This is a genomic window from Candidatus Micropelagos thuwalensis, assembly GCF_000469155.1.
Lineage (GTDB): Bacteria > Pseudomonadota > Alphaproteobacteria > RS24 > RS24 > Micropelagius > Micropelagius thuwalensis.
Map to the genome: position 1 here is coordinate 427,156 of NZ_AWXE01000004.1, position 23,025 is coordinate 450,180.

The 23,025-nt window shown below is 48.0% G+C and carries 25 protein-coding genes; 5 read left to right on the plus strand and 20 right to left on the minus strand.

Features of this window, described 5'->3' with window-relative positions; genetic code table 11:
• Positions 1–9: 9 nt before the first annotated feature.
• The 13 genes from sdhA to ffh all read right to left on the minus strand — a co-directional run bounded on the left by sdhA (position 10) and on the right by ffh (position 12,022).
• Positions 10–1,806 carry a succinate dehydrogenase flavoprotein subunit gene (gene sdhA / locus RS24_RS06655; protein WP_021777432.1) on the minus strand — a complete coding sequence of 599 codons (1,797 nt, stop codon included), beginning with the start codon at positions 1,804–1,806 and terminating at the stop codon, positions 10–12.
• Between the two features lie 23 nt (positions 1,807–1,829).
• Positions 1,830–2,210, minus strand: coding sequence for a succinate dehydrogenase, hydrophobic membrane anchor protein (sdhD, locus tag RS24_RS06660; protein WP_021777433.1), 381 nt, complete (start codon positions 2,208–2,210; stop codon positions 1,830–1,832).
• Positions 2,210–2,635, minus strand: coding sequence for a succinate dehydrogenase, cytochrome b556 subunit (gene sdhC / locus RS24_RS06665; protein WP_021777434.1), 426 nt, complete (start codon positions 2,633–2,635; stop codon positions 2,210–2,212). Before sdhC ends, sdhD begins: the two co-directional genes overlap by 1 nt.
• Before the next feature lie 113 nt (positions 2,636–2,748).
• A complete protein-coding gene (locus RS24_RS06670) occupies positions 2,749–3,633 on the minus strand; it encodes an HpcH/HpaI aldolase/citrate lyase family protein (protein WP_021777435.1) in 885 nt (294 codons plus the stop codon).
• A 1-nt stretch (position 3,634) separates the two neighbouring features.
• Positions 3,635–4,657 (minus strand): aspartate-semialdehyde dehydrogenase, encoded by a 1,023-nt coding sequence (locus RS24_RS06675; protein ID WP_021777436.1) that lies wholly within the window; start codon positions 4,655–4,657, stop codon positions 3,635–3,637.
• Positions 4,657–5,769 (minus strand): 3-isopropylmalate dehydrogenase, encoded by a 1,113-nt coding sequence (gene leuB / locus RS24_RS06680; RefSeq protein ID WP_021777437.1) that lies wholly within the window; start codon positions 5,767–5,769, stop codon positions 4,657–4,659. The genes RS24_RS06675 and leuB overlap by 1 nt, the downstream gene beginning before the upstream one ends.
• A gap of 46 nt (positions 5,770–5,815) precedes the next feature.
• Entirely contained in the window at positions 5,816–6,418 is a 603-nt protein-coding gene (gene leuD, locus RS24_RS06685; RefSeq protein ID WP_021777438.1) for a 3-isopropylmalate dehydratase small subunit, read from the minus strand.
• A gap of 15 nt (positions 6,419–6,433) precedes the next feature.
• Positions 6,434–7,843 carry a 3-isopropylmalate dehydratase large subunit gene (leuC, locus tag RS24_RS06690; RefSeq protein ID WP_021777439.1) on the minus strand — a complete coding sequence of 470 codons (1,410 nt, stop codon included), beginning with the start codon at positions 7,841–7,843 and terminating at the stop codon, positions 6,434–6,436.
• A gap of 100 nt (positions 7,844–7,943) precedes the next feature.
• Positions 7,944–8,408: a 50S ribosomal protein L19 gene (rplS, locus tag RS24_RS06695; RefSeq protein ID WP_021777440.1), complete on the minus strand. Its 465-nt coding sequence runs from the start codon at positions 8,406–8,408 to the stop codon at positions 7,944–7,946.
• Positions 8,409–8,654: 246 nt separating this feature from the next.
• Positions 8,655–9,353 carry a tRNA (guanosine(37)-N1)-methyltransferase TrmD gene (trmD, locus tag RS24_RS06700; protein WP_021777441.1) on the minus strand — a complete coding sequence of 233 codons (699 nt, stop codon included), beginning with the start codon at positions 9,351–9,353 and terminating at the stop codon, positions 8,655–8,657.
• A complete protein-coding gene (gene rimM / locus RS24_RS06705; protein WP_021777442.1) occupies positions 9,350–9,943 on the minus strand; it encodes a ribosome maturation factor RimM in 594 nt (197 codons plus the stop codon). Before rimM ends, trmD begins: the two co-directional genes overlap by 4 nt.
• A complete protein-coding gene (gene rpsP / locus RS24_RS06710) occupies positions 9,944–10,483 on the minus strand; it encodes a 30S ribosomal protein S16 (RefSeq protein WP_021777443.1) in 540 nt (179 codons plus the stop codon). It lies immediately after the preceding gene.
• Positions 10,484–10,510: 27 nt separating this feature from the next.
• On the minus strand, positions 10,511–12,022 hold the full coding sequence (gene ffh, locus RS24_RS06715) for a signal recognition particle protein (RefSeq protein ID WP_021777444.1): 1,512 nt from the start codon (positions 12,020–12,022) through the stop codon (positions 10,511–10,513).
• 311 nt (positions 12,023–12,333) lie between these two features.
• On the opposite strand from ffh, the gene dapF reads away from it, so the two are divergent.
• The 3 genes from dapF to ftsY are packed head-to-tail and all read left to right on the plus strand — an operon-like array spanning position 12,334 to position 15,468.
• Positions 12,334–13,242 carry a diaminopimelate epimerase gene (dapF, locus tag RS24_RS06720; RefSeq protein WP_131443751.1) on the plus strand — a complete coding sequence of 303 codons (909 nt, stop codon included), beginning with the start codon at positions 12,334–12,336 and terminating at the stop codon, positions 13,240–13,242.
• Complete coding sequence (mtaB, locus tag RS24_RS06725) at positions 13,239–14,522, plus strand: tRNA (N(6)-L-threonylcarbamoyladenosine(37)-C(2))-methylthiotransferase MtaB (protein WP_021777446.1); 1,284 nt, start codon at positions 13,239–13,241, stop codon at positions 14,520–14,522. Before dapF ends, mtaB begins: the two co-directional genes overlap by 4 nt.
• On the plus strand, positions 14,515–15,468 hold the full coding sequence (ftsY, locus tag RS24_RS06730; RefSeq protein WP_021777447.1) for a signal recognition particle-docking protein FtsY: 954 nt from the start codon (positions 14,515–14,517) through the stop codon (positions 15,466–15,468). Before mtaB ends, ftsY begins: the two co-directional genes overlap by 8 nt.
• A 3-nt stretch (positions 15,469–15,471) precedes the next feature.
• On the opposite strand, the gene RS24_RS06735 is transcribed toward ftsY, so the two are convergent.
• The 6 genes from RS24_RS06735 to ccmA are packed head-to-tail and all read right to left on the minus strand — an operon-like array spanning position 15,472 to position 18,863.
• The gene (locus tag RS24_RS06735) at positions 15,472–16,047 is read right to left on the minus strand and encodes an NUDIX hydrolase (RefSeq protein WP_021777448.1); all 576 of its coding nucleotides are present in this window, start codon (positions 16,045–16,047) and stop codon (positions 15,472–15,474) included.
• A gap of 35 nt (positions 16,048–16,082) precedes the next feature.
• Entirely contained in the window at positions 16,083–16,634 is a 552-nt protein-coding gene (locus tag RS24_RS06740; protein ID WP_320409032.1) for a DsbE family thiol:disulfide interchange protein, read from the minus strand.
• Position 16,635: 1 nt separating this feature from the next.
• On the minus strand, positions 16,636–16,785 hold the full coding sequence (gene ccmD / locus RS24_RS09875; RefSeq protein WP_021777450.1) for a heme exporter protein CcmD: 150 nt from the start codon (positions 16,783–16,785) through the stop codon (positions 16,636–16,638).
• 1 nt (position 16,786) lies between these two features.
• On the minus strand, positions 16,787–17,521 hold the full coding sequence (locus tag RS24_RS06745) for a heme ABC transporter permease (RefSeq protein WP_021777451.1): 735 nt from the start codon (positions 17,519–17,521) through the stop codon (positions 16,787–16,789).
• Between the two features lie 47 nt (positions 17,522–17,568).
• The gene (gene ccmB / locus RS24_RS06750) at positions 17,569–18,240 is read right to left on the minus strand and encodes a heme exporter protein CcmB (protein WP_021777452.1); all 672 of its coding nucleotides are present in this window, start codon (positions 18,238–18,240) and stop codon (positions 17,569–17,571) included.
• Positions 18,237–18,863, minus strand: coding sequence for a heme ABC exporter ATP-binding protein CcmA (gene ccmA, locus RS24_RS06755; protein ID WP_021777453.1), 627 nt, complete (start codon positions 18,861–18,863; stop codon positions 18,237–18,239). Before ccmA ends, ccmB begins: the two co-directional genes overlap by 4 nt.
• Before the next feature lie 140 nt (positions 18,864–19,003).
• Here ccmA and acnA point away from each other — a divergent pair, with 140 nt between their 5' ends.
• Positions 19,004–21,787, plus strand: a complete 2,784-nt coding sequence (gene acnA / locus RS24_RS06760) for an aconitate hydratase AcnA (protein WP_021777454.1) — start codon at positions 19,004–19,006, stop codon at positions 21,785–21,787.
• A 47-nt stretch (positions 21,788–21,834) separates the two neighbouring features.
• A complete protein-coding gene (locus RS24_RS06765) occupies positions 21,835–22,251 on the plus strand; it encodes a DUF2794 domain-containing protein (protein ID WP_021777455.1) in 417 nt (138 codons plus the stop codon).
• A 19-nt stretch (positions 22,252–22,270) separates the two neighbouring features.
• On the opposite strand, the gene RS24_RS06770 is transcribed toward RS24_RS06765, so the two are convergent.
• Positions 22,271–22,987, minus strand: coding sequence for a Bax inhibitor-1/YccA family protein (locus RS24_RS06770; protein WP_021777456.1), 717 nt, complete (start codon positions 22,985–22,987; stop codon positions 22,271–22,273).
• Between the last annotated feature and the right edge of the window lie 38 nt (positions 22,988–23,025).

Genomic DNA, 23,025 nt, shown 5'->3' on the forward strand with positions numbered 1-23,025 from the left:
CTTAATTGCTTAGTAAACGCGCGCTTTGGGTTCAATATAGCTAACTTCATTTGTCAGCGTATGCTCATGGACAGGACGATAACCAATCGTCGGGGTGGCACCTTCGCGTGTGCTACCAACCCAGACAAGCGTATGCTTCATCCAGTCGTCATCATTGCGGTCTGGGAAGTCCTCACGAGCATGACCGCCTCGGCTTTCCTCTCGCGCATTCGCACCTTCAACCGTTGTGACAGCCTGAACCACCAAATTGTCAAACTCAAGCGTTTCAATCAAATCGGAATTCCATATCAATGAACGATCTGATACTGAAATATCTGACATGCCTTCAACAACCTTGCGCATGCGCTGGCAACCCTCTTCCAGCACTTCACCGGAACGGAATACGGCACAATTTTCCTGCATGGTACGTTGCATTTCAAGTCGCAGTTCTGAGGTCGGTGTGCTGCCATCAGCGTGACGGAAGTGATCAAGACGATCAATAGCATTCTGACCGGCATCAGCAGGCATCGCAGCGTGTGATTGCCCCGGTGAAACCAACTCAGCCGCCCGAATGGCAGACGCACGACCAAACACAACGAGATCAATCAGTGAATTAGAACCCAGACGATTAGCACCGTGGACGGACACACATGCCGCTTCACCAATCGCCATAAGGCCGGGAACGGTTCGATCTGGTTCGCTTTCCGTCGGGTTAAGCACTTCACCGTGATAATTGGTTGGGATACCACCCATATTATAATGCACAGTTGGCAAGACAGGAATTGGCTCTTTTGTGACATCCACACCGGCGAAAATACGCGCACTCTCAGAAATACCCGGTAGACGTTCTGCCAAAACATCGGGGTCAAGGTGATCAAGATGCAAATAGATGTGATCCTTTTGTGGCCCGACACCACGCCCTTCACGAATTTCAATCGTCATGGAGCGTGAAACAACATCACGAGATGCCAAATCCTTTGCTGAGGGGGCGTAACGTTCCATAAAACGCTCACCTTCAGAATTAATGAGGATACCACCTTCACCGCGAGAGCCTTCAGTAATCAGACAACCTGCACCATAAATTCCTGTTGGGTGGAATTGGACAAACTCCATATCCTGAAGGGGTAATCCAGCACGAACTGCCATGGCAGAACCGTCACCTGTACAGGTATGGGCAGACGTTGCCGAGAAATAAGCCCGCCCGTAACCTCCGGTTGCCAAAATGGTCTCATGCGCTCTGAAACGGTGAAGTGACCCATCAGCCATGCACAGAGCTGTGATACCAATGCATCGGCCTTCATCATCCATCATCAAATCCAGGGCGAAATACTCGATGAAAAACTCCGTCGAATGACGCAGTGATTGTCCATAAAGCGTATGCAGAATGGCATGACCCGTCCGGTCAGCAGCAGCGCAAGTACGCTGGGCAATTCCTTCACCAAAATTGGTGGTCATGCCGCCAAACGGACGTTGATAAATCTTACCTTCTTCGGTTCGAGAGAAAGGTACACCAAAATGTTCAAGCTCGTAAACTGCTTCGGGCGCGTTACGGCACAGATATTCAATCGCGTCTTGATCGCCAAGCCAGTCTGACCCCTTCACGGTATCATACATGTGCCAGCGCCAGTCATCATCACCCATATTACCTAGGGCGGCTGAAATACCGCCCTGTGCTGCAACCGTATGAGAACGGGTGGGGAAAACTTTCGAAATACAGGCGGTTTTAAGGCCCCGTTCGGAACAACCAAGCGCAGCGCGCAAGCCAGAACCACCGGCGCCAACAACAACGACATCATAAGTGTGGTCTATAAATTCGTATTCACTCATTCTTTACTCCACGGGAGGCCGCTTCAGGCCAGTGTAAGTTTCAAAATGGCCAGCACACTTGCGGTGCCGACAGCTAAGGCAAAAAAGGTATTCAGAATAAGCGCCAAGAGTTTGGCCATATGACCATGGATATAGTCTTCTATAACGACTTGTAAACCCAAACGCATGTGCCAAACCATACTTAAAATCAGTAAAAGCATGACCAGCGCCACAATCGGGCGAGACAGGAAGGCTGTGACGGTCACATAATCAGCCCCTGCATGTGCAACCATTGCACTAACAAAAAAGACGGCAAGCGGAATATTAGCCAACGCTGTGACACGTTGAAGCCAAAAATGCTCCGTGCCTTTTTTAGCAGATCCCAGGCCCCGCACGCGAGAAAGCGGTGTACGCATTTCAGACATTAAAATGCCCCCATGAATTTATAAGCCAAAACCCAACTGATAAGCGTCAGCAGGATAGGTATCAAAGTCGCACCGCGTGAAATCCACTCAACCGTGGAAAGCTCAAACCCAGCGCCAGTATCCCAAATAAAATGCTTAATCCCACCAAACATGTGATGAAACAGCGCCCATGTGTAACCAAACAGAACCAGTCGTCCTATCCAGCTTCCAGCAACATTTTGAAAAAAGGCAAAAGCCTCAGGCCCGGTTGCCGCCGCCATCAACCACCAGACAAGCAACAGAGTACCCGCATAAAGAGCTATCCCTGTTGCGCGGTGCAAAATGGACAGAAACATTGTCAGCGTCCAGCGATAAATCTGGATATGAGGCGATAGCGGTCTCTGACGGGTTTCGCCGTTAACTATTTTGTCTGTTGTATCTGACATTCTCACTTCCCAAGTTCATTTCCTCTTATACTCTTCACATTTGATTATGTCATCCCTGCCAGTGCGACAGGTCGGCGCAGGTATCAGACAGAAATAGGGGGGTAAATTAGCTTTTAACTCTCTATTTCTTGTATCGCCGCCGCAATAGCAACTATGCGCTTAGCCTGTTGCAAGTGAAGTAATTCGGTCATTTTTCCGTTCACTTTAATGACGCCTTTACCGGCATTTTCTGGACTCTGAAAGGCCGCAATAATGTTTTCCGCCTCACCAATCTCGTCTGATGTCGGCGCAAAAAGCCTGTTTGCCGTTTCAATCTGTTGAGGGTGTATTAGCGTCTTTCCGTCAAAACCAAGTGCAATGCCGTGTTCACATTCTTGACCAAGACCATCTAGGTCATTGATATCATTAAATACCCCATCAAGAACGCTGATGTGATGCGCCCGCGCAGCTGTGACCATTTTCGAAAGGGCATAGAGCATTCCCTCTCTTTTGGATTGACGGTCAGATGCCAACCGAATCTGCATGTCTTTCGCTAAATCATTTATGCCTGCAATGAGGCAGGTTACCCTCGGATGCGCAGCGATTTCAGCACAATTTAAAACCGCAGGCGCGGTCTCAACCATCACCCAAAGGGGTAGTTCCGCCGGCAGTCCGGTAATATCTAAATCAGCCTTGCCATTTATTTTTGGCAATAATATCGCATCCGGTAGCTCATCACCACTAAGCGCGGTAATTGCGGCAATATCCGCCTGCCCAATTGCATCTGATGGATCATTGATTCGTACAATGCGTTCCCGCTTGCCAAAACCGCCCTGTTGCAGATGTGAAACTGCCGTATCACGCGCGAGCTGTTTGTCTTCTGGTGAGACCGCATCTTCAAAATCAATAATGATACAATCTGCGGGCAGTGTCCGCGCCTTTGTGAGCGCCCTATCATTGCTACCCGGCATAAAGAGCGCACTTCGCCTTGGATGAAGACGGGTGTCGGATAAGCTCATTTTAGGTTTTTGCCTTTAAGTGACGCTCGACAAGTTCTTCAGCGATTTGAACAGCATTCAGCGCCGCACCTTTTCTTAGATTGTCAGAAACCACCCAAATATTCAGCCCGTTTTCAACAGTCGGGTCTTTTCGGATACGCGACACAAAAGTCGCATAGTCGCCAACACATTCAACCGGCGTGACATAGCCCCCATCTTCTCTTTTATCGACAACGAGCAATCCGGGTGCCTCACGCAAAGCCTCACGCGCCTGTTTCTCGTCAATTGGCTTGGCGAATTCAATCGTCACCGCCTCTGAATGCCCGACAAATACCGGCACGCGCACGCAGGTCGTGGTCATCTCAATGGCTGGATCAAGAATTTTTTTCGTCTCAACCACCATTTTCCATTCTTCTTTGGTGCTGCCATCATCCATAAAAACATCAATATGAGGAATGACATTAAAAGCAATCTGCTTCGTGAAGTTCTCCTTCACCATCTCATCATTCACAAATATGCCACGGGTCTGAGTGAATAACTCATCCATAGCAGCATTACCTGCACCCGATACGGATTGATAAGTTGACACCACAACGCGTTTGATTTGTGCGATATCATGAAGGGGTTTTAACGCGACAACCAGTTGTGCAGTCGAGCAATTTGGATTGGCGATTATATTTTTCTTGGTGTAGCCCGCCAATGCCTCGACATTAACTTCTGGGACAATCAACGGCACATCCTCATCCATGCGGTAGAGAGAGCTATTGTCAATTACCACACAACCCGCCGCCGCCGCTTTCGGCGCAAATTCTTTGGTCGCAGACGAACCGCAGGCAAACAAAGCGATATCGGCTTTCGACCAGTCAAAATTTTCCATAGCGGAAGCTTTAAGCGTCTGGTCGCCAAAGCTTATTTCTTTGCCCTGTGAACGACGTGACGCCAAGCCAAAAACTTCCGTTGCCGGAAACCCGCGTTCCGACAGAATATTTAGAATTTCTCTGCCGACATTTCCGGTCGCGCCAGCAATGGCAATACGATAACCCATTATGAATATTGCTCCTGCAACTCATTCAGCGATGCCAGTATTGCATCACTCATTCCCACTGTGCCGACTTTCTCCATACCGGGTTGCATAATATCGCCACAGCGAATGCCCTTATCCAAAACATGTGTCACAGCGGCTTCCAACAAATCTGCGTCCTGACCGCGATTAAAACTATATCTCAGCGCCATAGCAAAAGACATAATCGTAGCAATCGGATTAGCAATGCCCTGTCCAGCAATATCTGGCGCTGAGCCGTGCACGGGTTCATACATAGCTTTAGAACGACCTTCAGAGTCCGCAGCGCCAAGCGCCGCAGACGGCAACATGCCGAGTGAGCCGGTCAACATCGCCGCGACATCTGACAGTAAATCACCAAACAGGTTATCTGTGACCAGCACATCATATTGTTTCGGATTTCTGACAAGTTGCATCGCGCAATTATCAGCTAGCACATGTTCCAACTCAAGTTCAGGAAACTCATTTCCGATGACGCGGGTGACTTCTTCATTCCAGAGGAGACCACTTTCCATCACATTGCGTTTTTCTGCCGACGCCAATCGCTTGTCGCGTTTCATGGCAAGGTCACCAGCGACGCGGGCAATGCGTTCGATTTCGTAGGTCTCGTAAACCTGCGTGTTCACGCCGCGTCTTTGACCGTCACCGAGATCTTCAATCCCGCGCGGCTCCCCAAAATAAACGCCACCGGTCAGTTCGCGCACAATCAGAATATCCAGACCTTCGATAATATCGCGTTTTAAAGAAGACGCATCAGCAAGGGCAGCAAAACAAATCGCGGGACGTAAATTTGCAAACAGCCCCAATTCACCTCGCAATCTGAGAAGCCCTGCCTCGGGACGCACATCATAGGCAACGCCATCCCATTGCGGGCCACCGACAGCACCAAGCATTACCGCGTCGGATTGATGCGCTTTTTCCATCGCCGCATCGGAAATCGCCTGACCATGCTCGTCATAGGCACAGCCGCCAACAAGATCTTCATCAATTGTGACATCAAATCCACGCTGTGTACCATACCAATCAATGATACGCCGCACTTCGGCCATCACTTCCGTACCAATACCGTCGCCCGGAAGCATTAATATTTTCCCCATGAGGTTACCTCTTATAAATAGTCAGATTATCTCAAATTAAGGATATCTAGCACCATGCAAGCTGATTGCGTTCAGCTTCAAAAGCGTCAATTTTTTCACTTTTTTTAAGGGTCAGACCAATATCGTCCAAACCTTCTATCAGACAATTCTTTCTGAACGGGTCAACGTCGAAAGAAATCGTTTCGCCATTTGGACGCGCAATGGTTTGTGCCTCCAGATTGATTGTCAGAACGGTGCCATTACCCTGCTTGGCATCGGACATTAATTTGTCAACTTCAGCTTGAGGTAAAGCAATCGGCAAAATGCCGTTTTTAAAGCAATTATTAAAGAAAATATCGGCAAAGCTCGGCGCGATAACACAACGGAAGCCGAAATCTAGCAACGCCCATGGCGCATGTTCCCGGCTTGACCCACAACCGAAATTATCACCAGCAACCAGAATTTGCGACTGACGGTAGTCTGGCAAGTTGAGAACAAAATCTTCAATTTCAGAGCCGTCAGGGCGAAAGCGCATTTCATCAAAAACATTTGCACCCAGACCGGAGCGCTTAATTGTTTTCAAAAACTGTTTAGGCACAATCATATCCGTATCGACATTTATCATATCAAGCGGAGCGGCAATTCCTTCGAGGGTTGTAAATTTTTCCATTAGGGTAGCCTCCGATTAAAAGTCACGAATATCGACAAAATGACCGCGAATAGCGGCTGCCGCCGCCATGGCTGGCGAAACAAGATGCGTCCGGCCCTCGCGCCCCTGACGCCCCTCGAAATTTCTGTTCGACGTCGACGCGCAACGCTCTTGCGGGGATAACTTATCCGCATTCATAGCGAGACACATGGAACAACCCGGATCACGCCATTCAAATCCAGCATCGAGGAAAATCTTATCAAGCCCCTCTGCCTCGGCCTGTTTTTTAACAAGACCTGAACCAGGCACAACCATGGCATTCACACGGTCAGAAACTTTTTTCCCGTCAATCACTTTTGCTGCGGCGCGCAAATCTTCAATCCGGCTATTGGTGCAAGAGCCGATGAAAACGCGGTCAATCTCGATTGACTGAACAGGCATATTAGCTTCCAGACCCATATAGGACAGCGCACGCTCGGTTGCTTTGCGACGCGCTTCATTATCAATTTCTGCCGGATCCGGGACACGACCATTAATGGAAATCACATCCTGCGGACTTGTTCCCCAAGTAACAAGTGGCGGCAAATTCGCTGAATCAATCGTGATTTCTCGATCAAAAACAGCTTCAGGGTCAGACCGCAATGTCTGCCAATAGGCAACAGCAGCATCCCAATCTGCACCTTTTGGCGCTCTTGGTTTGTCTTTTAAATACTCAAATGTCTTTTCATCCGGCGCAATCAGTCCTGCACGTGCACCCGCCTCAATAGACATATTACAAAGCGTCATCCGCCCTTCCATAGTCAGCGCTTCAATTGCCGGGCCTGCATACTCCAGAACATAACCTGTACCGCCGGCTGTACCAATTTCACCGATAACAGCAAGCGCGATATCTTTAGCCGTGATGTAATCAGGCGCTTCGCCAATAACATTGACGCGGAAATTCTTCGCTTTGCGTTGAGCCAGCGTCTGCGTAGCAAGCACATGCTCAACCTCAGAAGTACCAATGCCATGTGCAAGTGCACCAAACGCACCATGTGTTGATGTATGGCTATCACCGCAAACAATGGTTAAGCCCGGCAGGGTAAATCCTTCCTCAGGGCCGGTGACATGCACAATGCCCTGGCGCAAGTCCATCATACCAATATGGTCAATACCGAAGTCAGCGCAGTTTTTTTCAAGTGTCTCGATTTGAATACGGCTTTGCTCGTCTTCAATGGCCTCAATACCGCCGGCACGATTGGTTGTTGGGATATTATGGTCAGCAACGGCAAGTGTTTTGGATGGAACACGTACCTGACGACCTGACATTCTTAGCCCTTCAAAAGCCTGCGGGCTGGTGACCTCATGAATGAGATGCCTGTCAATATAAAGGAGGCAATTGCCGTCATCCTGTTCATCCACAAGATGCGCCTGCCAGATTTTATCATAGAGCGTCGTATGAGACATGAGTTCACCTCTCCAAAACAGCCCTGAATTGAATGAATTTTAACTGCCAGGGCACAAACAAAAAGATACCACAATGAATGGCATTCAAGAAACCAGCGGCTTATTCAGTGCCACCTTCAGTAGGTGTAATAGCTTCAGCCGTGTCAATTTGAGATTCTTCTTGTACCGGCTGGGCATCCACAGCAGGATTTTCAGCGACTTTACGCGCTGTCCGGCGCTCAGTAATTCTGGCTGCTTTACCAGTCAATCCGCGCAGGTAATAAAGTTTTGCGCGACGGACGCGTCCACGACGTACCACCTCAATGCTGTCAACCAGCGGGCTGTAAATGGGAAAAACACGCTCAACACCTTCACCATAGCTAATCTTACGTACGGTAAAGCTGGAATTGAGGCCACTGCCTGAGCGGGCAATACACACACCTTCATAGGCCTGAATACGCTCGCGCGTGCCTTCCTTAACCTTCACATTCACCTTTAACGTATCTCCAGCTTGGAAATCCGGCACGTTTTTGTCTGCAGCAATTTCTGCAATATGTTCGCGGTTCAGTTCATCAATCAAGTTCATGGCATCATCCATTATAAACTGGCTAAAAACAGCCCGCAGGCCACCTATTAAGCCTAGCCGAATATGTTTGGTACAGTTATCGGCATCAAAAAATTTCTACTTTGAAAACACAGTTTCAAACCGAATGGGGGCAATTAACACGGAAACTCACCCTTGTCACCCCTTTTTGCCCATAAAAACAGGTAATTTCACCATATAAATGCACAATATATGCTGTAGGTGTTAAAATCGGTAAAATACACCCGATTAGGGCTTTTTTTTGTAGATTTCCCACAAATCTGGTCGTCTTTCGCGGGTAATTTGTTCAGACATCTCCTGCCGCCAGGCCTCTACCTTAGCGTGGTCGCCAGACGTCAGAATTTCGGGGATGCTATGCCCTTCAAACTCTGCCGGTCGTGTATAATGCGGGTATTCCAACAAACCCGCTGAGAAACTTTCATCTTCACCCGAACGCGCATCGCCCATAACACCAGGGCGCAAGCGCAAAGCCGCATCCAACACGACTTGCGCGGCGACTTCACCGCCAGACAATACATAATCGCCAAGGCTGACTTCTTCAACCTCGCGTGTATCGTAAAAACGCTCATCTATACCTTCAAAACGCGAGCAAAAGACAATGACACCCGGGCCATCTGCCAATTCCTGAACCCGTTTCTGGGTTAGAGGTTTGCCGCGCGGGGTCATTGACATAACCGGCAAACCGGGATGTGCCGCAATCGCTGCATCATAGGCCGCCGCCGCGATATCTGCGCGTAACACCATACCTGCGCCACCGCCTGACGGCGTATCATCCACGGATTGATGCTTGCCCGTCCCGAAATCACGCAAAGCGACAATATCGAGCGACCAAACGCCTTCATCCAGTGCACGACCAGCCAGCGCGTGTCCCAACATGCCGGGAAAAGCTTCCGGTAAAAGAGTAATCACACAGGCTTGCCAACTCATTCGCTTGCCTCATCGTCAAAATCTTGTGGCGGGATAACTATAAGCGTTCCTGATTGAAAATCAATTTCAGGTATATTGATTTTGGTAAAGGGAATAAACTGGCCATCAATATCCAGCAAGTCGGCTGAGCCAAAATTATAAACAGCTTTAACCGTCCCCAGTTTCTCACCTTGTTCTGTCACCGCCACAAGGCCTATCAAATCAGCATGATAATAATCTTCTTCTTCCAGTTTAGGCAGGTTATCGCGCGTAATATAAAGACGGGTACCTTTAAGTGCTTCTGCATGTGACCGTGATGTGATGTTTTTAAATCGAACACGAGCACCCATTTTATCAGGATAGGCATCTAAAATCTCAAAAGAATTTTGCCCGACCTCATCCCACAAAGCACCGTAAGCAGCAATATCCATGGGGTTTTCAGTGAATGTCTTAATTCTAACATCCCCTTTTACCCCATGTGCTCCGGCAACCGCACCCACACATATTCGAAAGGTGTCACGATCGCCGTTTGCATCATGGGAAGGTGCGCTCGCATCAGTGGCGCGCGCACCCTGAAAACCCCCTGCATCTCCGTTTTTTCGGGACGCCAATTAGTCTTCCTTCTCAGCCTCTTCAGCAGGAGCTTCTTCAGCAGGAGCTTCTTCGGCAGGAGCTTCTTCGTCAGGAGCTTCTTCAGCAGGAGCTTCTTCAGCAGGAGCTTCTTCAGCAGGAGCTTCTTCAGTAGGAGCTTCTTCGGCAGGTGCTTCCTCGGCAGGCGCTTCTTCAGCAGCTGCTTTCTCTGCTTCTTTCGCGGCTTCCTCAGCTTCTTGCTTGGCGGCTAAGCGCTCTTGCGCTTTGGCACCGGGAAGAGCTTTTTGTGGGTTATTACGCTCTTTACGCTTCCACATGCCAGCTTCATCCAAAAATCTTGCCACGCGATCAGATGGCTTCGCACCTTTTTCAAGCCAGTGCTTGATACGATCTAGCTCAAGTTGCAGACGCTCAGTGTTATCCTTCGGCAAAAGAGGGTTATAAATACCCACTCTTTCAATAAACCGACCGTCACGGGGCATCCGGCTGTCAGCAACAACAATCCGGTAATAAGGACGTTTCTTTGCCCCACCTCGGGACATACGAATTTTAAGTGCCATAAGTTATATTCCTTTCAAATCACTTAATCATTTCTTTTTAGGGGGAAAACCTGTCTTCGCGCCGCCCGCAAACGGGTCGGTGAAGGACGATCCCCCTAATTGTTTGGAAAGCTGGTCAAAATCCGGCATTTGGTTGCCGGTTGGTAAATCTGCCGGTAAATCAGCAGGAAGATTTCCGCCTAATCCGTCCATATTTCCACCCAGACCGCCACCGAGCGCACCCATCATGCCCGACAGACCACCCTTGCCCATTTTTTTCATCATATCCGCCATTTGGCGGTGCATTTTTATGAGTTTGTTAACATCCTGGACCTGCGTGCCAGACCCTGCGGCGACCCGCTTTTTACGGCTGGCATTTAATAATTTCGGATTGTCTTTTTCGGCTTGTGTCATCGACGAAACAATCGCGGCCTGACGGATTAGCTCTTTATCATCCATGCCAAGATTACCAAGCTGTTTGGCCTTTTTGCCCAGCAGATTACCGGGCAGCATATTCAACACCCCGGCCATACCCCCCATGCGCTGCATTTGTTTGAGCTGTTCCGCCATGTCTTCCAGCGTAAACTGCCCTTTTTTCATGCGCGCGGCCATTTTTTCAGCTTTTTCAGCATCCAAAGTTTCGGCAGCTTTTTCGACCAATCCGACAACATCGCCCATGCCAAGAATTCGACCGGCTATACGCTGGGCATCAAAAGCCTCAATTTTGTCAGTGCCTTCACCTGTCCCCAAAAACTTAATCGGGACGCCCGTCACATGCCGCATAGAAAGAGCCGCACCGCCGCGCCCGTCACCCTCGGTTCGGGTCAAGACAATCCCACTCAGGCTGACACGCTGACTGAATTTCTCGGCAATAGTGACGGCTTCCTGACCGGTCAGACTATCGGCAACCAACAAGACTTCCTTCGGGGTTGAAATTTTTTCAATCTTAGCAAGCTCTGCCATGAGAGCTTCATCCGCATTAGTCCGACCTGCCGTATCAAGCATAACCACATCAAAACCGCCAAGCCGACCAGCATCCAATGCGCGTTGAGCGATGGAAACAGGACGTTGCCCTTCAACAATCGGTAGGGTTTCAACTTCAATTTGCTCTCCAAGCACACGAAGCTGCTCCATAGCCGCAGGTCGCGAGGTATCCAGTGATGCCATCAGGACTTTTTTCTTTTCGCTTTTCAGTCGGCGCGCAATTTTCGCCGTGCTGGTTGTTTTACCGGAACCTTGAAGACCAACCATCATCACAGGCACGGGCGGCACAGCATCAAATGAAAGTGGCACAGCCTCCCCGAGCATAGTGACCAACTCATCATGAACGATTTTAATAACTTGTTGACCCGGCTGAACGGATTTAAGAACATTTGCTCCCACCGCGGCTGGTTTAACAGATGCTATGAAATCTTTGACAACAGGCAAGGCGACATCGGCTTCCAACAGCGCTTTTCGAACTTCCTGAAGCGCGGCGTCGACATCTTTTTCAGACAGCGCACCGCGCCCGGTCAAGCGGTCAAATATACCTTCCAGATTTTCAGACAGTGTTTCAAACATGTCTATTTTTCATCCATTCGCTTCTATGGTCACACGGCTTTCCACATGACTATTTTCCAACCGATAATGCACCCGAGGACGAATATCGTTGTCGGGTGTTGATTTTGCTCCAATGAGCGAAACCAGATAATGTTACTTATCTATGTGATTTGACGACAAACTAGGCAGAGAGAGGCAGAAAGTCAAGTAAAGCAGACGCTTACATCTAAACTCACATATCGTAATAGATGCAAAACTGGCTATTTTCACCTAATCTGCCTATATAGGCGCTATTAAGCTAATTTTTGTAAATACAATTTGGGACACCCGTTGTGACGAAAACAAACGGACAGGACAATTTGAGGCCTTTCTCCAGAATGAATGGGTTGGGGAATGATTTCATCATTTTTGATGTGATGGATGATAATACGCTATTGCCTGACGATATCTCCAAAAATATGTGGCGCAATATTGCTGATAGAGACAATCCTGCGACCAAAGGGTGCGACCAAATTTTGATTTTGCGACCGCCTTTATCCAAAGGTGACTGTTTTATGGATATCCTTAACGCAGATGGGAGCCAAGCGGAGTCCTGCGGCAACGGCACGCGTGCTGTGGCCGCTTATATTGCGAAACACAAAGGTCAGACCAACCCAGTGATTGAAACGCTCGGCGGGTCACTATCCTGCGCGGTCATGCCAGAAAATCGCGTGGAAGTTACCATGCCGGCGCCAAAATTTGCATGGACTGATATTCCCGTGGCCGAAGAAGTCAAAACTAACGGTGTGAAATTACATGATGACTTGCCCCCGGCTTTTCTTGTGAATGTTGGCAATCCGCATGCTGTATTTTTTGCTTCTAAGAAAACCAAATGGATGGCTTCAAAATTTGGTAGCGATCTTGAAATGCATCCACTCTTTCCTCAGCAAGCAAATATAAATTTTGCGCAAATATTGCGCGATTTTGAGAGAGCAACGATTTTGTTGCACACATGGGAGCGCGGTGCTGGGCTTACCAAAGCCTGCGGCACGGGCGCATGCGCGACGGCAATCGCCGCCATTGAACTGGGCGCAACAAGATTGCCGGACGGCACATTACGAACCGAAGTGGATATTATCCCACCCGTTAATCGTGACAGGAATGAAAGCGACATCATCACCATTCGCTATCAACCGGGGGCAGAGACATATATTATGCGCGGACCTGCAGAATTTGAATTTGACGGGAAGGTAAGCCTGTGAGGAAAAATAACGACCTTACAGTCAGGAATTTTGGATGCCGTCTCAATGCGCTGGACGGCGATCATATTCGTGATGCAGCTCACAAAGCCGGGCTGGCACAAGCCACAATCATTAACAGCTGTGCCGTGACTTCTGAAGCTGTCAGACAGGCACGTCAGGCCGTACGTAAAGCGGCAAAAACGAAACCAGAAACGCCAATTATTGTGACGGGCTGTGCCGCCCAAACTGACGGTGAAGCCCTCGCCGCCATGCCGGAAGTCAGTAAGGTTCTGGGTAATGAAGAAAAGTTTTTACCGTCCTCTTATGCGTCACAATACACGCAACAAGACGAAACTGTTCAAGTCAGTGATATTATGGCGCTTACCCGCGCCGTGCCGCGACTCAATGTGCCACAACAAAACCGCGCGCGCGCTTTTGTTCAGGTGCAAACAGGGTGTGACCATAGATGTACATTTTGCATTATCCCATTCGGGCGCGGAAATTCTCGTTCAACCCCGATAGCGGAAGTCGTGGAAAATTGCCAAACGCTCATCGCATCAGGTCATCGGGAAATTGTCCTCACAGGCGTGGATATTACAAGCTGGGGAGGGGACCTTACAGATTCTGAAAATGAGGGTTTAGGCGATTTGGTATCAGCTATTTTAGAAAATACACCCACGCTAGAACGACTCCGTCTGTCATCCGTGGATGCAGTCGAACTGGATGCTAAATTGCTTGATCGTGTTGTGCGGGACAAACGTGTCATGCCGCATTTACACCTTTCTTTGCAAGCCGGTGACGATATGATTCTAAAACGAATGAAGCGCCGCCACACGCGTGAAGATGCAATTGCTTTTTGCCACGAGATCAAAGCCAAAAGGCCCGATATGGTCTTTGGTGCAGATATCATTGCGGGCTTTCCGACTGAAACCGACGAGATGTTCGAAAATTCCCTCAAGCTGGTTGAGACATGTGAAATTGTCTGGCTTCATGTTTTTCCGTTTTCACCACGCCCTGACACGCCGGCGGCTAAAATGCCCCAACTCTCTGGCGAAACAATCCGCGAGCGTGCCAGATTATTGCGCGAAGCCAGTGATAAAGTCAGACAAAATTGGCTGGAAACGCAAATAGGCTCAACTCTAAAAGGTCTGATTGAAAAACCGGGTCAAGCACGTAGTGAAACTTTTGCCATGATTGATTTTTCCAATGAAGAAGAAAACAACTCTCCAATAGGCGACATATATAATTTTGAAATCACCGGACATGACGGCTCAAAATTAATCGGAAAGCGTCTTGCTTGACAGGAATGAGAGAGAACTGAAACTGATGGGAATTTTTAACCGCCTTAAATCCGGCCTCTCCAAATCGAGCCGCACGCTTGGGGAAAACCTTGGGAGTATTATCCGCCGTCGGCGGCTGGATAAGGAGACACTCCAGGAACTTGAAGAATTGTTGATAACCTCAGATCTGGGTCTATCTGCATCGGCAGATATTATCGCCAATATCGCCCAGAAAAAAATTGAGGGCGACGTTTCTGAAACCGACATCAAAGAAATACTCGCCGCAGAAATTTCAGAAAAACTCGCGCCCCATAGCGGGGCCTTAAACCCCAACACGCATCAGCCATTTGTCATTCTTATGACGGGGGTAAATGGTGCAGGTAAAACCACCACCATTGGCAAGCTGGCAAACAAATTTCAAAATGACGGAAAATCTGTGATGCTTGCAGCGGGTGACACATTCCGAGCTGCTGCGATTGAACAACTTACCATCTGGGGAGAACGCGCCAATGTCCCCGTGGTCACCACCAAGCAGGGCGGTGATGCGGCAGGGCTGGCATATAACGCTTTACAACAAGCCAAGACCACCGGCACAGATATTTTGATGATTGATACGGCGGGACGTTTGCAATCGAACACCGACCTCATGGCTGAGCTTGAAAAAATAATCCGCGTGCTTCGCAAAATTGACCCTGACGTGCCACATGCCTCGCTCCTCATCCTGGACGCCACCACTGGGCAAAACGCCCTCACGCAAGCAGAGATTTTTCAAAAATCTGCCGAAACATCTGGCATTATTATGACCAAACTAGATGGCACAGCACGCGGCGGGGTACTGGTTGCGATTGCCGAGCGCCTTAATTTGCCAATACATTATATTGGTGTTGGGGAAAAGGCAGAAGACCTTCTGCTATTTGATGCGGAGTCTTATGCGCGTGCACTGGTCGGGCTAGAAGATATCGCTTAACGCTTAACCGGTATAGTTAAAGCCGGGAGTCTCGAGCCAATCTTCCGGCTGGGGCGCAGGCGGAAAGCTATCCATTTCCCGTGTTTCATAAAAATATTTTAGTGCCCAGTAAACACTCGGAAATGCCAGTTCTGCCCAAGGAATTTCCTCCCAGTCAAATAAAGCGACTTCAACAGTTTCATCACCGGCAGCAATGTTGGGAGAGCGCAAGTAACCCCGATAAAATATCTGCACCTGACTAATGCGTTCAATATTATAGATTGCCAGCAAGGGGCCGATTTCGACATCCGCACACGCTTCCTCTCTGGCTTCGCGGGCGGCGCCTTGTTGTGTTGTCTCTCGCTGTTCCATGAAACCTGCAGGAAGTGTCCAGAAACCTTTGCGCGGCTCAATATCCCGCCGACACATAAGTATCTTGCCTTCCCAAAGCGCAACGACACCGGCGACGATTTTTGGATTCACGTAATCAATAAACCCGCATGTGTCGCAAATATTTCTGGTGAGAGTGTCATTGTCCGGTGCGCGTTTTGAAAAAAGCGGGACGTGATTGTAATCTCGTGATTTATCCTGAAAAACCATGTGACCCCCTCGCGACACTGAAACGCAAATAACAACTACTCGTATGATATCCCTAACATTGGAAGTAATACTTCAGCAATTATTTCCTGTGTTAAAGGGCCGATATGACGGTGCAAAATCTTGCCATCACCGTCAATGACAAAAGTTTCCGGCACACCATAAACACCAAAACCAATCGCGACGCGGCCATCTTTGTCCATACCGATTTTTTTATACGGGTTACCCAGACCGGACAAAAAACGGATGGCCGCTTCTGTTTTGTCTTTATAATTAAGGCCATAAATAGGAACACCGGCGCGTGCCAACGACATCAAGGCGGGGTGCTCCTCACGACAAGGGACACACCAACTCGCCCAGATGTTGAGTAAAGACACATCACCCTTTTTTAGATCCGACGCATCAAATCCATTAAAGCCATTCTCCGAATGATTGGTCTGAAGAGGAGATAAAGAAAACGCCGGAACGGATTTATTAATAAGAACAGAAGGAAGCGAAGAGGGATCACCTTTTTGCAGGGCAAATAAGAACAAGATGAATATTAAAACAAAAACTGCAAAGAAGATGAAATGTCTTCCCAATGTTCTCACCTTATGAGCTTTTGGTGGCATCTTCTGATTTAAATTCATCTTCAATCTGCTTCCTGAAGCTAAAATAAGCGCGCAAGGTACGCGCAATCATCAGACATAAAATCACTCCCGTCGCGCCATAGCTGAAGCCTATATAAAAATTATGCTCCATTTCAGCTTGCTATCCTATTTGTCGTTTCAACTAAACCCAGACGCCTGACACGTAATTTTTGTTTAAAAATTTCTGTCTGCATCCGCAAAAGCCAGAGGGCAAAAAACAAGAGCTGGAAACCCAACGCCATAACCAATAAAGGCCAGAGATAATCACTGTGAAGCGCGGGCGCATCAAACCGTGAAACACTTGCAGGTTGGTGAAGCGTGTTCCACCAATCTACTGAGAATTTAACGATCGGCACATTAACAAAGCCAACAATCGCAAGAACCGACGAAACACGCCCGGCCTGTAGCGGGTCTTCAATCGCCGTCCATATCGCCAGATAGCCAAGATAGATGAAAAACAGCACCAGAACTGAGGTGAGGCGGGCATCCCAAACCCACCAAGTTCCCCACATCGGCTTGCCCCAAAACGCCCCTGTGATGAGCGTTATCAGGGTAAAGCCAGCACCGATGAGCCCCGCAGATTTGGCGGCAACATGACCTAGCGGATGGCGAAATACCAGACCGAAGATCGAAGAAATGGTCAAAAATGTATAAACAAATAAAGACATCCAGGCGGCAGGGACATGAATAAACATAATGCGTACCGTCATACCTTGCTGGTAATCAGCCGGAGCAGAAAAAGCCATGTAAAGACCAACGCAGAGACACACAATGCTCAAACCCCAGACCGGCAAAGTCAGGCGCTGAGCGAGTTGCATAAATCTATTTGGATTGGCGTAGGTAAACATTTGGTTAATCTATCTGCACTTAACAGAAAGTCAAAGCGACATGATGGTCATTTGAGAAAAGCGCGCAATGCCGCAGCCGCAACTAATGGACCAAAAAATAGGGCTGCACCGCCTATTGATAGTAAAAGAAGTACGGCGTTTAACCATTCATCAGTGTCTGCACCATTCAGAATTTGCGACAACGCAGAACTCCCAAAAATCAACACCGGCACATAAAGCGGCATCACCACAAGGGCGGCGAGCAAACCACTGCGCGAAACCCCCGCAGCAAGAGCACTCCCCATCATCCCGAGAAAACTCATCGCCGGACTACCCGCAAACAAAATCAAGCAAACGGGAAGCAAGCTTGGCGTATCAATATTCAATAAAAGCCCAGCGAGTGGCGCGGTCAGAACCAGCGGTAAAACAATCCCCAACCAATGCGCCACGCCCTTCGCAAGTAGCAGGATTTCAAGTGGGCAGTCAGACAGGAGATATTGGTCAAAACTCCCATCTTCTAAATCAGCTTGAAAAATAGACTCCAACGATAACAGCACAGCCAGTAAAAGTGCCACCCAGACGAGTCCCGGCGCAATGTCATGCAAGAGTTTTAAATCTGGCCCCAGACCAAAAGGTATCAACGCAACAGCAATCATGAAAAAACTTATGGAAAGACCGGCTGAATTTTCACGCCATGCCATCACAACATCTTGACGCATAAGGGCAATAAAACTGCTCATGGTTTTACACCGCCTATCATCAAATCATGTGTCGTGAATGACAACTGCTCATGACTGGCAGCGATTATCAAACCATTTTGCGCTAAATGCGCCTGCGCCATGTCCGTTAGCCAGTCTTTGCCATTATCATCCAGCCCGTTCAGGGGTTCATCAAGCAACCATATCGGACGCGGGGCGGCGATAAGACGCGTCAATGCCAGTCGGCGTTGTTGCCCTGAAGATAAAGCAGCGGTTTTCATGTCCACCAGACCATCAATACCCGCCGCTTGCAAAATATCTGCCGGCGATATTGATGACATGCCATTGCCGTGAAATGCCGCCCAGAAAGACAGGTTTTCCATAACGGTTTTTTGCTTTTTCAGAGCGTTTTGGTGTCCTATGTAATGATAGAGCGAGGACGTTTCAGGGCGTTTTAAAGACCCACCGGAAATCGGTAAAAACCCAGCTAATATGCGCAATAGAGAGGTTTTACCTGACCCGTTCGCACCTCGAACCATCATCGCCATGCCCGATTGAAGACTAAAATCCAGATCGGTAAAAACAAGGCGCGCACTTCGATGACAAGAGAGTGATTTACCCTCTATAAAAATGTCGGATTGCGGGAAATTATAAGAATTAATCATCGGGGTTAATATACACTTGTGTGAACAAAAAAATAAATTTTTCTAAGGCGTGGAAATTAAAATCTAAAAACAGTATATTCCCTTAAAATTGGTTTAATTCCAAACTAACAGCACATCATATAGCTAATCAGGGGATCTACATGGCGACGCAACGTGTCAGCAAAACTGCAGTTAAAAAAACTCAAAATAAAAAACCGACCACAAAATCTCGGGCGACAAAAAAGACATCACCCAAACATCCAAACAGCTTTAAAGCACTTAGAACACTTAAAGTTGGCGCAAAATCCTATACCTATTTCAGTTTGAAACAGGCAGAAAAAAATGGTCTAGATGGAATTTCCGCGCTGCCATATTCAATGAAAGTCTTGCTAGAAAACCTTCTGCGCCATGAGGATGGAGAGACAGTCACAGCTGATGATATTATCGCGATAAAAAAATGGATGTCGCGCCGCAAATCTAATCGTGAGATTGCCTATCGTCCGGCGCGCGTATTGATGCAGGATTTCACCGGAGTTCCGGCTGTTGTTGACCTTGCCGCAATGCGGAACGCCATGGAAAATATTGGCGGTAACCCTAAAAAGATTAACCCGCTTACCCCTGTTGATCTGGTGATTGACCACTCCGTTATGGTTGACCATTTTGGCACAAATTCATCATTGAAACAAAATGTTGATCTTGAATATGACCGCAATAAAGAACGCTATGAATTTTTGCGCTGGGGCAGCCAAGCCTTTGAAAATTTTCGTGTCGTCCCACCCGGAACAGGTATTTGTCACCAGGTTAACCTAGAAAATCTGGCGCAAACTGTTTGGACAAAAAAAACATCACTTAACGGTAAATCCGTTGAAGTCGCATATCCCGATACACTTGTCGGCACAGATAGCCACACGACTATGGTTAATGGTCTGTCCGTATTGGGCTGGGGCGTCGGCGGCATTGAAGCTGAAGCAGCCATGCTTGGTCAGCCGATTTCTATGTTGCTGCCTGAGGTCGTTGGGTTCAAACTGACCGGTCAATTACCTGAAGGTGCGACTGCGACAGATTTGGTTCTAACAATTGTCGAAATGCTCCGCGAGAAAGGTGTTGTGGGTAAATTTGTAGAATTTTATGGCGAAGGCCTGGACGCACTGTCTCTCGAAGATCAAGCAACAATAGCCAATATGGCGCCTGAATATGGCGCAACCTGCGGTTTCTTCCCAGTGGATATGGATACGTTAGGTTATTTAAAAGCCACAGGGCGCGCACCTTCCCGCATTCAGCTGGTTGAAAAATATGCCAAAGCACAGGGCATGTTCCGTACTTCCCAATCACCGGACCCCAACTTCACCTCTAAATTGAGTTTGAAACTTGAAGATATACGCCCAAGCCTTGCTGGACCAAAACGCCCGCAAGACCGTGTTCTAATGGAAGATATGGCGGATAATTTCAGCCAAGCCCTTGAAGACCTTGGCACTGCTAAATATGCCCGTAACAAACGTGTCGCCGTTAAAGGCGAGAAATTTGACCTCGGTCACGGTGATGTAGCGATTGCAGCCATTACATCTTGCACAAACACCTCTAATCCTTCGGTGATGATTGGTGCGGGATTACTGGCACAAAATGCTGTTGCCAAAGGACTGACTGTCAAGCCATGGGTCAAAACATCCCTTGCGCCCGGATCACAGGTCGTGACGGAATATTTGAAAGAAGCTGGGCTTCAAACTTCCCTCAACAAGCTCGGATTTAATCTCGTCGGGTATGGCTGTACAACTTGTATCGGTAATTCAGGCCCCTTATCAAAGCCGATTTCAGAGGCGATTAACAAAAATGATTTGATCGTAACCTCCGTCTTATCCGGTAACAGGAATTTTGAAGGTCGCGTCAGTCCGGATGTGAAAGCCAATTACCTCGCCTCACCATTATTGGTTGTTGCCTATGCCATCGCCGGTACGGTTAAAATCAATCTGGCAACAGACCCGGTTGGTCATGATAAAAAAGGAAATCCTGTTTATCTCTCGGATATCTGGCCATCTAGCCATGATATTTCCGACACGGCGCGTAAGGCCGTGAAGCCAAGCATGTTTAAAAGCCGTTATGCAGATGTATTTAAAGGCGATACTGGCTGGCGCAAAATCAAGGCGCAAAAAGGTCAGACTTTCGACTGGAATACGAAATCCACTTATGTCCAGAAACCATCCTTCTTTGATGATTTGGGTGACCAGGACGTTAAAGATATTCAACCGATTAACGATGCACATATTCTTGCCCTTCTTGGTGATAGTATCACAACTGATCATATTTCCCCGGCAGGCTCGATTAAGGCTGACAGCCCAGCAGGGAGTTATTTGACGAAAAACAAAGTGAAGGCGCAAAACTTTAACTCTTACGGTTCACGACGCGGTAATCACGAAGTGATGATGCGCGGTACATTTGCCAATATCCGTATCCGTAATCATATGGCACCAGGAACCGAAGGCGGCGTCACACGTCACCAACCGTCAAATAAAGAAATGAGCATTTATGATGCCGCCATTGAATATGCAAAATCTGAAACACCTTTAGTGATTTTTGCTGGTAAGGAATATGGCACAGGCTCTAGCCGCGACTGGGCAGCCAAAGGCACAAGATTGCTGGGTGTTCGCGCAGTTATTGCTGAAAGCTTTGAGCGTATTCACCGTTCAAACCTTGTCGGCATGGGTGTTGCACCGCTTCAATTTGCTGAAGGCGATAGCTGGGCAAAACTGAAGCTGGATGGCTCTGAGAAAATTACCATTGAAGGTCTGGATAAGTTGAACCCCCGCCAGAAAGTTCAAATGGTGATAGAACGGGCAAAAGGGCGGAAGACTAAAGTCACCCTGCTCAGCCGTATCGACACTCAAAACGAGACGGAATATTTCCGTAGTGGCGGTATTTTGCAGTATGTTCTTCGTCAACTCGCTGCCTAAATAAGAGACTATTTGCCTTGCCGGCGAATTTACGTCAGGATTAGATTATGAGTCAGTCTAAATCCTTGCAATTTGTCGGCAATGCTTATGATCTCGAAAAGCAAAGTGCGGCGCGACCTTCAAAGCTTACGATGTGGACGCGGCAAGAGCTGGACATCATTTTATCTCTCTACGGCAGACATGTCGCTGATGGACTTTGGCGAGACTATGGCATTGACGCGATGAAAGATTTAGCTGTTTTCAGCATTTTTAAGCGTGCACATGATCACCCGCTTTATCGAATCGAAAAAAGCCCATCCCTCCATAAAAGGCAGGGCATGTATGCACTGGTCAACAGCCACGGGCATGTCCTGAAGCGCGGCCACGACCTCACTCAAGTTCTCAAAGCTATCAAAACGAAAAAGGGGGGCGAGAGGAAAAGCAAAAAAGGCGCAGGTAATCCGCGCCTTTTAAACCAGATTTAATTGTTAATATGATCTCTAACTATTCTCGATTACCGAGGAATTGAAGCAGGAAGAGGAACATATTAACAAAATCAAGATACAGTCTTAGGGCACCGAGAACTGCCTTCTTTTCAGCTGTTTCTCTCGTATCACCAGCATAATACATCTGCTTAATCGCCTGCGTGTCATAAGCCGTCAGGGCTGCGAACAACAACACACCAATCACAGAAATCGCAAAATGCATCGCCGCACTGGCCATGAAAATATTGACGATGGAAGCGAGAATAATGCCGATAAGCCCCATAAAAAGGAAGGAACGCATACCCGACAGGTCTTTCTTGGTGGTGTAGCCATAAAGGCTCAGCGCACCGAAAGATGCAGAAGTGACCAAAAATGTTGTCACAATACTTTCTTGTGTGAAGACCAGTAAAATATAGGACAGAGAAAAACCCATAATACCTGAATAGGTAAAGAAGGTTGTTCGCGCTGTATTAGCCGACATTTTGTGTAGTCGCGCGGATAAATAAAAGACAACACCAAGCGGTGCAAACATCACGACCCAAACGAGTGGCGTATTGGCAATAGCTTGATAAATGCCTGATGAAGCACCAAAAAATGCTGCCAGTGCAGTCACAAGCAATCCAACGGACATATAGTTGTAAACTTTCAGCATATAAATGCGCAGGCCTTCGTCTATGTCACGGCTACGCGCTTCTGCTGCGAGGTTTTGAGAGTTCATATTGTCAAAATCAGACATGTATCACCTTTCAAGTTGATATTAACTAATATCTGTTG

Coding starts and splice junctions, on each gene's coding strand:
- sdhA (WP_021777432.1), bottom strand. CDS start 1,806: ATGAGTGAATACGAATTTATAGACCACACTTATGATGTCGTTGTTGTT.
- sdhD (WP_021777433.1), bottom strand. CDS start 2,210: ATGTCTGAAATGCGTACACCGCTTTCTCGCGTGCGGGGCCTGGGATCT.
- sdhC (WP_021777434.1), bottom strand. CDS start 2,635: ATGTCAGATACAACAGACAAAATAGTTAACGGCGAAACCCGTCAGAGA.
- RS24_RS06670 (WP_021777435.1), bottom strand. CDS start 3,633: ATGAGCTTATCCGACACCCGTCTTCATCCAAGGCGAAGTGCGCTCTTT.
- RS24_RS06675 (WP_021777436.1), bottom strand. CDS start 4,657: ATGGGTTATCGTATTGCCATTGCTGGCGCGACCGGAAATGTCGGCAGA.
- leuB (WP_021777437.1), bottom strand. CDS start 5,769: ATGGGGAAAATATTAATGCTTCCGGGCGACGGTATTGGTACGGAAGTG.
- leuD (WP_021777438.1), bottom strand. CDS start 6,418: ATGGAAAAATTTACAACCCTCGAAGGAATTGCCGCTCCGCTTGATATG.
- leuC (WP_021777439.1), bottom strand. CDS start 7,843: ATGTCTCATACGACGCTCTATGATAAAATCTGGCAGGCGCATCTTGTG.
- rplS (WP_021777440.1), bottom strand. CDS start 8,408: ATGAACTTGATTGATGAACTGAACCGCGAACATATTGCAGAAATTGCT.
- trmD (WP_021777441.1), bottom strand. CDS start 9,353: ATGAGTTGGCAAGCCTGTGTGATTACTCTTTTACCGGAAGCTTTTCCC.
- rpsP (WP_021777443.1), bottom strand. CDS start 10,483: ATGGCACTTAAAATTCGTATGTCCCGAGGTGGGGCAAAGAAACGTCCT.
- ffh (WP_021777444.1), bottom strand. CDS start 12,022: ATGTTTGAAACACTGTCTGAAAATCTGGAAGGTATATTTGACCGCTTG.
- RS24_RS06735 (WP_021777448.1), bottom strand. CDS start 16,047: ATGGTTTTTCAGGATAAATCACGAGATTACAATCACGTCCCGCTTTTT.
- ccmD (WP_021777450.1), bottom strand. CDS start 16,785: ATGGAGCATAATTTTTATATAGGCTTCAGCTATGGCGCGACGGGAGTG.
- RS24_RS06745 (WP_021777451.1), bottom strand. CDS start 17,521: ATGTTTACCTACGCCAATCCAAATAGATTTATGCAACTCGCTCAGCGC.
- ccmB (WP_021777452.1), bottom strand. CDS start 18,240: ATGAGCAGTTTTATTGCCCTTATGCGTCAAGATGTTGTGATGGCATGG.
- ccmA (WP_021777453.1), bottom strand. CDS start 18,863: ATGATTAATTCTTATAATTTCCCGCAATCCGACATTTTTATAGAGGGT.
- acnA (WP_021777454.1), top strand. CDS start 19,004: ATGGCGACGCAACGTGTCAGCAAAACTGCAGTTAAAAAAACTCAAAAT.
- RS24_RS06765 (WP_021777455.1), top strand. CDS start 21,835: ATGAGTCAGTCTAAATCCTTGCAATTTGTCGGCAATGCTTATGATCTC.
- RS24_RS06770 (WP_021777456.1), bottom strand. CDS start 22,987: ATGTCTGATTTTGACAATATGAACTCTCAAAACCTCGCAGCAGAAGCG.